Raw genomic sequence first — 10,547 nt, forward strand, 5'->3', positions numbered from 1 at the left:
ATCTTATTCTTCGCGCTGAAAGATTAGAATGCGGGGTTCATGACACGCTTACATATTACCTATGGGGCGACATGGGTTTTAATGATCTTCGAGGCCTTTTTTGGGTGGTGGCGTTTGTGATGATGCTTACTTTAAAGAAAAGTGAAAATAGCCTCTTTTCAGTAACTCCACAAGTTTCCTCTTTTACTCATCATGTATTCCCAATTACTGTGCTAGCGATTGGCGTGGCTTGTATCACGTTGTTCTATATGGAATTTATCCGGAAATATATCACGGGGCAAGAAGTCGACTATATCGTAGGATTTCTCGTTAGTGGTGAACTGGAAGTAAGCGAGAAACTAAATTATCTTTTCGAAACCGTTATATTAGCTCCGTTATCAGAGGAGTTTTTCTTCAGGTTTATCTTGCTAAGTAGCATATGCTTACTTTTGAGAAACAAGTTTGTAGGCGTAATTTTATCGTCACTCTTATTCGCCTACGGCCATGAAGACCCTGTCGTTGCTTTTTCTCTAGGTATCACTGCATCAATAGTTCTACTGAAATACATGAGTATATATAGCGCTATAATTTTTCATACGATTTATAATTTGTGGATATATACAGTGGAAGTTTTTATCGTACCCGCATTTTTCTTTAATGATTGGGACTTTGCACCAAGTGGGAACATCGGAACAACCGTTTCTATAATGGCATTAGCTGTATCTTTTTTGGCACTATTGATTATTAAACGCAAGGAAAAATCAATACAATAAGGTTTTAGTAACCGCTTCATCACTATAAGGACTGAGGCAATAATCAATGAAATCACCACACTTATCGACACCTCGATAGTAAAGTTTCTGACACATTTATGTCCAAAAACGAGCCAGCACGATCTCTGTTACCTCACCCCTTTCTAAGGTTAACCGCTCCCGATTACATTCCACTGGTTTACTGTTTTTCCATTCGCTTTTTATGGTTAAAATGCCTTATGGTACAAACAATCGAATTATAGATACTTGCGGGCTTTGCCAAAGGTATTCCCCATTTACACGAAAAGACTGATTATGAATTTTGATATCAATGCACTGAAACACCACCAACTGGTCGAAGATGGTCAACTAGAAGGGTGTTACCTTCATCAACCAGCACAGGGCAGCCAGCAAGACGATGACGCTGTTTTAGCAGAGCGCCAAGCGCTAGAAAAATTGGGGTATAAGGTAGTACAGGTACAAGCTAAAGGTGGGGCAACAACCTTTGCTGAGGCTATGCAAAAGTTTGCGAAGAAAACAGGTCACCAGACCAAAGAGTAAGCGAATGGGTGTAGAGGGGCTTTCTATTACGGCTGATAGCCTTTGGATTTTAAAGCGAACACAACATAAAGCTTTTAACAACAGCCACTTAACTCGAATTAAAACACACCCTGTAAGTCACTAAACGGGGTTATAAGTACATCAGCTAAATCTCTGCTATAACTCTATTTATGTATGATGCAATAATCAACGAGAGCCATTGATATGTCTTGTTTTTGCCTTAATAAGACCAGGCCTATAACCGTGCCATTATTCACCTCATAAAACAGCCTAAAGCCCGATTTTTTGAACTCTCTGATACTAGTGACCCCCAACCCTACAAGCTCAGAACATCTAGAGTACATGTCAGGGTTATGGCTCACATTTTCTTCAAAGGCATCTAAAAGACTCTCAACCCCTTCAATGACTGATTTTTCATCATTCCATTGAGTTAGGTGATCAATCGAATCATTTAGCGAATTTTCAAATGTTTCCGTGTATTGAATTTCTACTTTATGAGTCATATTTACCTTTGTTACTTACGGGCAGCTAATCGACTTCTTAAATCTCTAGACGAAGTTACACGATCTTGAACAACATCATTTTTTGCAAAGCTAACCAGTTTCATTAGCGCAATGGCATCTTGACGTTTTTTATGGTCTTCATACGACTCAACTACATACGTAGGTTTTCCATTTTGCGTGATCGTTAGTGGTTCACTTAAAGGCAAGTTAGCCGCATTTTTTTTTAAGAAACTGACGGTTTCTACATTTGCTGTGTCCATAATCACTCACCCTGTTTGTATTTGTTGCTTTAGTTAGTTGAATGTCATCACTCATTCAATAGCTATATTGTACTACCAGATCACTGCAAGTTCAAATTTAGACTTTATTTAAACCACCTTGCACAACCAAAACAGGACGCTTACCAAAAGGAGTTTCGTATTTCATGTAATGCTTAATCAAAATTGGCTTTTTGTAAGATCTCAATGAACGTCTTGATCTTGAGGTCTTCCGCTCCCTGTTTCGCGTAGAGGCCAACGTTTCCTAACTTAGAGTCATCAATCAGTAAGGTTTCGAAGCCTTTGTCTTTCATCCAGTCACACATTTTATGACTGTATGGCATGACAGCATTAGACATTCTCAACATATCTAAACTCGCAAAAAGAGAGTCAACGTCATAGACATCTCGCCCAACCATCTCAGTATCACGCCCGCCAGGCTGTGAATTTACGTGGTCAGACAGTACAGAGTTATGTCGAGAGTGATCGGGGGTCACTTGGAGTATTGGAAACGCCAACACCTCACGCCTTAACAAGATCGGGTCTAAGTGCTTCTTCGTTAGCAATGGATGGTTAGCTCGAACAAACACCGCTTCTTTGTCTTGAAAGAGTGGGTAAAACGTTACTTTGCATCGCTCATGCAGCCCATAGATTTCATGGCCAACAAACAAGTCGATATCGCCTTGAACCAAATGGTGCATCAAAGACAAGTTGTTACCGAACTCCAAATGTAGCGAGCCCATTCGTTCTTGTTGCTTGTATTCCTCAACCGCCTTGCAAACAAATTGTTCCCACCAAGCTTCCCCAGTGCCGAGCTTCAATTTACCGGATTGGCGCTGCTGCATGTCGGTAAAGCGGTGCATTAACGACAGATGCTTTTCTTGCTGTTCTTGTGCAAACTCCCGAAACAACAACCCGTACTCGGTAAGCTCTACGCCTTTTGACTTACGAGTAAAAATAGCCACACCAACATCACTCTCTAATTTCTTGATCGCAGCGGTCAAGGAGGGCTGGCTAATATTCAGCTTTTCCGCGGCACCTTTAATACTGCCAGTATGCGCAACCATCAGAAAGTATCGGTATAGCTTGTTCATAGGATTCTCTTAGTTTGCATTCGATCACAAAATGCGAGGTTAGAAATTCAACAAATTAAACCACTGAACACAGTGCGCAGCGGATAGAGCTCATGATATAGGATTTTTCTATAGAGAGCATTAGTAATGCTATTTCCCAGTGTAAGATGAAATCACTATAGTAAGGTCAATTAACTTATTAAGTGGACATTGAGATGGAACAGAAATGGTGGCATGACGCAGTGGTCTACCAAATTTACCCGCGTAGCTTTTTAGACTCGAATAATGACGGTATCGGTGACCTAAATGGAATCATCAGCAAACTCGATTACCTTAAAGAACTGGGCATTAATGTCATTTGGCTCTCTCCTGTTTATCAATCTCCAATGGACGATAACGGCTACGACATCTCCGACTACCAAGCGATTGCTGAAGAGTTTGGCACGATGGAAGAGATGAAACGCCTGATGGACGAAGCGAAAGAACGCGACATTAAGATTGTTATGGACCTAGTGGTAAACCATACGTCAGATGAGCACCGTTGGTTCGAGCAAGCACGCTCTTCAAAAGACAATCCGTATCGAGACTATTACATTTGGCGCGATGCAAAACCGGATGGCAGCGCACCGGATGACCAAGGTTCGATCTTTGGCGGAAGTGCTTGGCAGTGGGATGAACTCACACAACAATATTACTTCCATCTATTCTCGAAACGTCAGCCAGATTTGAACTGGGAAAACCCGAAGGTTCAAGAAGAAGTTCATACTATGATGAACTGGTGGATTGACCTTGGCATCGGCGGCTTCCGCTTAGATGTGATTGATCTTATTGGTAAGGAGATCGATAAAGGAATCACTGGTAACGGACCAAGGCTGCACAAGCTATTACAACAAATGAATCAGGCGACCTTTGGTAACAAGGATTTGTTAACCGTAGGAGAAACTTGGGGCGCAACACCAGAAATAGCCAAGCTATACAGCGGACAAGGTAGAAATGAACTTTCTATGGTATTCCAATTTGAGCACATTACCCTGACATGGGAAAACGGTGACAAATGGAACCCTATTTCGCTTGATCTTCGAGAGTTCAAAAATGTGCTGACCAAGTGGCAGCTAGAGCTGGCCGATGGTGGTTGGAATTCCCTTTTTTGGAACAACCACGATTTACCACGTTTGGTTTCAAAATACGGTGATGACAAACACTTCCGAGTTGAGTCAGCAAAAATGCTGGCGACGTGTTTGCACTTCTTAAAAGGTACACCTTACATTTATCAAGGTGAAGAGATTGGCATGACCAATGTCGCTTTTGACAATCTGGACCAATATAAAGATATTGAAACGCACAATTTCTATAAAGTAAAAACGGAATCGGGTGTTACTCATGAACACATGATGGACGCCATTCACGAGAACAGCCGTGACAACGCTAGAACACCCATGCACTGGAACAACCAACCTAATGCAGGCTTCTCTGACGGAACACCTTGGATTGAGCTGAATCCAAACTACCCAGAGATCAACGTCGAAAGTGCGTTGGCTGATCCAAGTTCCATATTTTATCACTACAAGACATTGATAGAGTTACGAAAAGCTCACCCAGCGATTGTCTACGGTTCATTCATTCCTGTTTTTGAAGAACACGACAAGGTTTTCGCCTACGTCCGTGAGTTGGATGGTGAAAAGCTGTTTGTAGTTTGTAACTTCTCAAACGACAACCTGACACTGGATATACCTGAACAATACCAAACTCAGACGCTTGATTGTCTGATCAATAACTATCAAACGGTCACTGAGTTGTCGGCCAAGCTTGAACTGGCACCGTATGAATCATTTGCTGTAAAACTGTAATCATACGTTAAATTCAACACACCAAAGGCAAGGTTCTCCTTGCCTTTTTTATTACCCAAAGCCATCGATTCTCTCCAACATTTCACATCTTAACCTAAGCAACCTAACGCTTAGTTTTGGATGGCTTTCATCACCCAAAAATAGTTTGAGCCCGCCTTCACATTTCTCTATACGCGCCACTTCACAAAACTATGGCGATCGCCTGTAAAACAGCACTGTATCGGCATTGCTATAGCTTTTTACTATATCAAAGGTGCGTTTACCTATTTCTCAAAGGCTAAATTAGTCGATATTATTTTCAGCAGATAATAAGAACTGATAGAAGTGATTATCGTTATGGATAACCTTCTGAATATGGAATGAAATTATGAAACCTCTATTGAAAACACTGTCTATTTGTACCCTTGCTACTCTTTTCAATGCACCGGCTTTTGCTATGGAAGAAGGTGAAATCACAATCTGGATCAATGGCGATAAAAGTTATGCCGGTCTTGCTGAAATTGGTAAACAATTCGAAGAAGATACTGGTGTAAAAATTAACGTTCAGTACCCAGACTCACTGGAAGCTAAATTCCAACAACACGCAGCAACAGGCGGCGGCCCTGACATCATTTTCTGGGCACACGACCGTTTTGGTGGCTACGCAGAATCAGGGCTACTTCACGAACTTAATCCAAGTAAAGAATTCAAAGAAAAGCTTGTCGACTTCAGTTGGGATGCGGTGACAGTCAACGGTAAAGTTGTGGGCTACCCTCTAGCAATCGAAGCACCTTCTCTAATCTACAACAAAGACCTACTTCCAAACCCACCAAAAACATGGGAAGAGCTTGCTGACATTCAGAAAGAGATGGCTAAGCAAAACAAAAAAGCCATCATGTGGGATGTGAAAAATGCGTACTTCACGTGGCCGATGATCTCTGCTGGTGGTGCCTTTGCGTTTGAAAAAACAGCAACAGGCTATGACGCTAAAAGCACAGGTGTTAACAATGCAGCGGGTGTTCGCGGCCTTCAATTCTTAGTTGACATGGTAAACCAAGAGGTAGTTAACCCGAATATGGATTACTCAGTCGCAGAAGCAGAGTTCACCAACGGCAATGTGGCAATGACCATTAATGGCCCTTGGTCTTGGGGTAACTTAGACAAGCTTGGTGTTAATTATGGCGTTGCGGAGCTGCCGACATTAAATGGCGGTAAAGGTAACCCATTTGTTGGAATCCTAAGTGCGGGTATCAATGCTGCGAGTCCAAATACTGATCTTGCTGTCGAGTTCTTAGAGAACTACCTATTCCAAGACGACGCTCTGAAAACCATGAATGATGACAAGCCTCTTGGCGCGGTGACACTAAAATCATTCCAAAAAATTCTTGAGAGCGATGATCGCATCAAATCAACCATGACGAATGCTGAAAACGGCGAAATTATGCCAAACATCCCGCAAATGACGGCTTACTGGTTCGCTGAAGGTGCGGCTATCGATAACGCAATGCAGGGCAAGCAAACCGTTAGAGAAGCACTAGACACAGCAGCGAAACAAATCACCAAATAACCTTTCTTTTTATTAATATCCTATTGTCCTTTGGCACAGCGCATGCTGTGCCTTTTTTGTTTTGGAAATCAACTCGCTATGCAAATCCCTACTCTTTACCTAAAAGGTACGTTCAATGGCTGGGGGTTAGACACCCCATTGTTCAAAGAGCAAGACGGCTCTTACAGAGCAAACTTATGCTTATCTACCGACCTTTATCGCTTCAAAATTTCGGATTCAGATGGCACCAAGCAATGGACGCTTTCAGGGCATGAAAGTGAAGCCACACTCTGCGAATTAGAACAAGCGATGCCTCTTATCAACACACAAGGTATTGGCAATGATCTGCTGCTCTCTCCCGCTGTCGCTGGTCAATACTCCTTGAAGGTGCAATTTGGCTCTTCGACGCCAACGATCACCGTAACCAAGGGGGAATACAATGATCTATCAACACCTCAACGTGAGCCTATTGATACTCACCTGATTGAGGCTGAGATTGAGGAGACGCTACCTCACTGGCAACACCCTGAATTTGCAATGCCACATGACCAACTGTTCCAAGAACTCACCATCTCAGAGACACAGTCATTTCCGTTTGTGTTCGGGGATAATGTCGATGGTTACTATCATGGAGCAACCTATAGCTATGTAAACGGTGGCAAATATCGTCACCACCAAGGTTGGATACTGGGAACCTTCGCTAGCTATATCGACGGCAAGTTCAATAATAAGTTAGAGGCTGAACGTGCCAGCCTGACGCCTTATGGTATTGAGCATCATTATGAGAATAGTCGAGAGTCGCTGAACCTGATTCAAGGCTCTAGACTTGTATCGCTTACGGTTTCATCAAACAAACCGAGCGCTTTAAGCCTAATTCCAGAACTCAACATACCGACAACGCACTCTAAAGTTCATATTTCAGACTCAAATATCGTCATAGAACTCAGCCCCCAAGTTTGTCCAGACGGCTGCCCAAGATTTGTCGCCATCGCAAGCAATCATGCAGTACATGCACGAGAGATCTCGCTAGACGCTCACCCTGAACTTCGCGATCTAGTTCAGCTCTCAGAGAGCAATACAAAACTCATGCTCACGACGTCAGATAAACAAACTGAACTCATCGTCTACCTCGGCTTTGCTGAAACCCTTAAAGCCGCTAGTTCATTGGTTAATCAAGCCGTCAAAAATAACGAACACGTTCTTCACCAACAGCGGATTTATGAGTTCTTAACCAATAATTATTTGTGGACCAACGACCTTGAATACAACCAAGCGGTTATGTGGTCGCGCCTTGCAAGCCGAACCTTTGTGAGTCATGAGTTCGGCACGGGCATTTGGGCTGGATTACCTTGGTTCAAGGACTGCTGGGGCCGTGACACCTTTATCGCTTTGTCGGGCACAAGCTTGGTTAATGGGCTGTTTAGTGAAGCAAAAGAGATCATTGAAAACTTTGCGTCCATGCAGATGCTCGACGAAAATTCCGCGAATTACGGCCGAATCCCGAATCGAGTGACCAGTAAAACGAACATCATTTATAACACCACCGATGGTACTCCTTGGATGATTCGTGAAGCCCTTGAGTACATCAACTACTCTGGCGATGTGGCGTTCGCTAAGGCCATTTATCCCACTCTCAAGCGTTTCATCACGGGTGTCGAAAAACATTACTTGAATAAAGATAGCTTGAGTAAAGATGGCTTGAATGAAGATTATTCGAATAAAGACAGTCTGATGGCACATCGCCACCCTGATACGTGGATGGATGCAAAAATTGATGGGATGACACCTTGGTCTCCTCGCGGGCCTAAAGCCAATGACATCCAAGCTTTGTGGTTTGAAAGCTTAAACTGCGCTATTCAACTCGCTATTCTGGTGGGCGACTCTGAATCAGAAAAGAGCTGGACAATCCAAGCAGGAAAAGTGCAAGAGAGTTTCGCCACCAAGTTTTGGGATGATAAAAACCATCGCCTAGCCGACCATTTATCGCAAGGTGATGTGCCTGATTATAGCGTGCGCCCGAATCAGTTGATGACGATTTCAATTCCTCAGAAACGTCCGCTTAATCAGAATGAAAGAGAGCAATACATCGTCAAGAACGCGGTAGAAACGCTATTGTTCCCATGGGGCATCTGCTCCTTACAACAAGAGCATGTCGATTTTCATCCTTATCACGACAATCAAGCTATGTACCACAAGGACGCGGCTTATCACAACGGGACGATCTGGGGGTGGAATGCGGGCTTTACCATTACGGCGCTCAATAAGTTTAAGCAGCAAGATCTCAGTTACCAACTATCCAAAAACTTGGCAAAACAGATCCTTACACAAGGCTGTAGAGGGACAATGAGTGAGAGTTTAGACGCTTTCCAAGATAGTGACCGCGACCTTGTAGAATCAGGGACGTTTGCTCAAGCCTGGTCCGTTTCAGAATACGCTCGTAACGCGCAACAGGACTATTTGGGATATTGCCCACGCTTATTGGACAATCAGATACACCTAACACCAAACTTCCCAAGTTGTTGGAGCGAATTAGTGGCTTCGTTGCCTTTTGGTCAAGGAAACCAGCTACGACTGTCATTTGAATCCAAAAATGGGATTTCTCATTACAAGATTCAGTCAAATCTAGAAGATACGGTAAGTCCCGAAATCACATTGGTGCTTACGCTAGACATAAACCATGAGTCTGTTGCCGTAATCTCGACACCATTAACACAATCGTTAGAGATCATGATCGACAGTCACCAACAACAGGTCACGGTCAACGACAAACAAGCGCAGTTTGAGATTCAACCAAAGCCAAATAACGCCATCTTACGCGATTTACAATTTGCTAAGCCCGACTTTGCAAGGCAACACAACAGCTTGATGAGCAAGGACTACTTGTTGAACAAGCGCAATAAGCAACAATTGTCAGCAGCCAAGGGCTAGCTTTGCTGATACTAAGCCTATCGCTTTATAGACGTATAAAGTGATACGGCTATAAAGCGATAAAAAAGCAGGCCTAATACACCGGTTACGAAGACAAAACGGAGTTAGGCCTTCTTTTATTGTCTAAAAATAAAGTCGATAAAATCCGGGAATCGCAACGACCAAGCCAGTTCATTGTGTTGATGACCTTGCCCTTCTTGATAAAACAGCGTCACGTTCGGCTTTTGAGTGAGTAACGTGTTCATTTCCCTTGAACCACTCAGATAAACGTCAGCAAAATCCACGCTTGTCTCTTCACGAGCTTCATCCGTTCCCATATCCATATATATTTTCATTGGAGACAGAAAGTTAAACTCTTTCATATACTCGAAGCATGAGGGTTTATTGAACCAAAACGCCGGAGAGAAAACCCCAAGCACGCCAAAGGTATTCTGGTACAGTGAGCCACCATATAAGCTAATTAGCCCGCCCATTGAACTGCCAGCTAGGTACGTAAACTCTCGGTTCGGCTTTGTTCTGTATGTTTGGTCTATATAAGGCTTCAATGTATGACAGATAAACGCCATATACTCGTCCCCTTGACCACCAAATTTAAGTAGCTCATCACCAACACCCAACTCTTTTGTCTCTTGGTTAGCGCGCCAAGGCGAATACTCATTATAACGCTCCATGCCATTAAGCTCATGACTGCTGTCGATGGCGCCAACAATTAACCCAGATAACTTACCGAGCCTTTGCATCTCATCGAGTGTCGTTTGTGCGTCCCAACACATCCCATACTTCGCTGTAGACTCCTCAAAGACATTCTGCCCATCATGCATGTATAAGACAGGATAAGCGTGCTCTGCTTGGTGATACCCCGCAGGAAGGTAAATGCGGAGCGTTCGAGTTCGATTCAACTGTGGAATAAAGAACTCATCGATAATAATCAATTCAGATTGCATAACGACCTCTAAACTTGAAGTGTCTATAAATTCAGATATAAAAAACGCCCCTTTAAAGGAGCGTTCTATCTTTATTTCTATCTCTATCTAAGCGACTAAGATACTGGGCTGCTAAGCCATTAAGCCTACTAAGCTATTAAGTTCTTAAGCTCTTAAGCTCTTAAGCTCTTAAGCTAAC

9 protein-coding genes are annotated in these 10,547 nt (G+C 43.1%); 5 read left to right on the forward strand and 4 right to left on the reverse strand.

Features of this window, described 5'->3' with window-relative positions:
- The first annotated feature begins 5 nt into the window (after nt 1–5).
- Together ACED42_RS20025 and ACED42_RS20030 are read left to right on the forward strand one after the other, a co-directional pair.
- Complete coding sequence (locus ACED42_RS20025; protein ID WP_371703906.1) at nt 6–752, forward strand: lysostaphin resistance A-like protein; 747 nt, start codon at nt 6–8, stop codon at nt 750–752.
- Between the two features lie 294 nt (nt 753–1,046).
- Nucleotides 1,047–1,292 carry a hypothetical protein gene (locus ACED42_RS20030; protein ID WP_009845860.1) on the forward strand — a complete coding sequence of 82 codons (246 nt, stop codon included), beginning with the start codon at nt 1,047–1,049 and terminating at the stop codon, nt 1,290–1,292.
- 164 nt (nt 1,293–1,456) lie between these two features.
- Here the strand turns inward: ACED42_RS20030 and ACED42_RS20035 are convergent, their stop codons facing one another.
- The 3 genes from ACED42_RS20035 to ACED42_RS20045 form a co-directional block, all read right to left on the reverse strand.
- On the reverse strand, nt 1,457–1,795 hold the full coding sequence (locus ACED42_RS20035) for a type II toxin-antitoxin system RelE/ParE family toxin (RefSeq protein WP_017096265.1): 339 nt from the start codon (nt 1,793–1,795) through the stop codon (nt 1,457–1,459).
- Nucleotides 1,796–1,806: 11 nt separating this feature from the next.
- Nucleotides 1,807–2,055 (reverse strand): prevent-host-death protein, encoded by a 249-nt coding sequence (locus ACED42_RS20040; protein ID WP_009845862.1) that lies wholly within the window; start codon nt 2,053–2,055, stop codon nt 1,807–1,809.
- 173 nt (nt 2,056–2,228) lie between these two features.
- Nucleotides 2,229–3,146 (reverse strand): LysR family transcriptional regulator, encoded by a 918-nt coding sequence (locus tag ACED42_RS20045; RefSeq protein WP_017096266.1) that lies wholly within the window; start codon nt 3,144–3,146, stop codon nt 2,229–2,231.
- A gap of 194 nt (nt 3,147–3,340) precedes the next feature.
- Between ACED42_RS20045 and ACED42_RS20050 the strand changes: the two genes are divergently transcribed.
- The 3 genes from ACED42_RS20050 to ACED42_RS20060 all read left to right on the forward strand — a co-directional run bounded on the left by ACED42_RS20050 (nt 3,341) and on the right by ACED42_RS20060 (nt 9,425).
- Nucleotides 3,341–4,972, forward strand: coding sequence for an alpha-glucosidase (locus tag ACED42_RS20050; protein WP_371703893.1), 1,632 nt, complete (start codon nt 3,341–3,343; stop codon nt 4,970–4,972).
- 367 nt (nt 4,973–5,339) lie between these two features.
- On the forward strand, nt 5,340–6,518 hold the full coding sequence (malE, locus tag ACED42_RS20055) for a maltose/maltodextrin ABC transporter substrate-binding protein MalE (protein ID WP_371703895.1): 1,179 nt from the start codon (nt 5,340–5,342) through the stop codon (nt 6,516–6,518).
- A 30-nt stretch (nt 6,519–6,548) separates the two neighbouring features.
- Nucleotides 6,549–9,425, forward strand: coding sequence for an amylo-alpha-1,6-glucosidase (locus ACED42_RS20060; protein WP_371703897.1), 2,877 nt, complete (start codon nt 6,549–6,551; stop codon nt 9,423–9,425).
- 116 nt (nt 9,426–9,541) lie between these two features.
- On the opposite strand, the gene ACED42_RS20065 is transcribed toward ACED42_RS20060, so the two are convergent.
- The gene (locus ACED42_RS20065) at nt 9,542–10,369 is read right to left on the reverse strand and encodes an alpha/beta hydrolase (RefSeq protein WP_371703899.1); all 828 of its coding nucleotides are present in this window, start codon (nt 10,367–10,369) and stop codon (nt 9,542–9,544) included.
- Nucleotides 10,370–10,547 lie beyond the last annotated feature (178 nt).

Source organism: Vibrio sp. FF145 (assembly GCF_041439075.1).
GTDB lineage: Bacteria > Pseudomonadota > Gammaproteobacteria > Enterobacterales > Vibrionaceae > Vibrio > Vibrio tasmaniensis_A.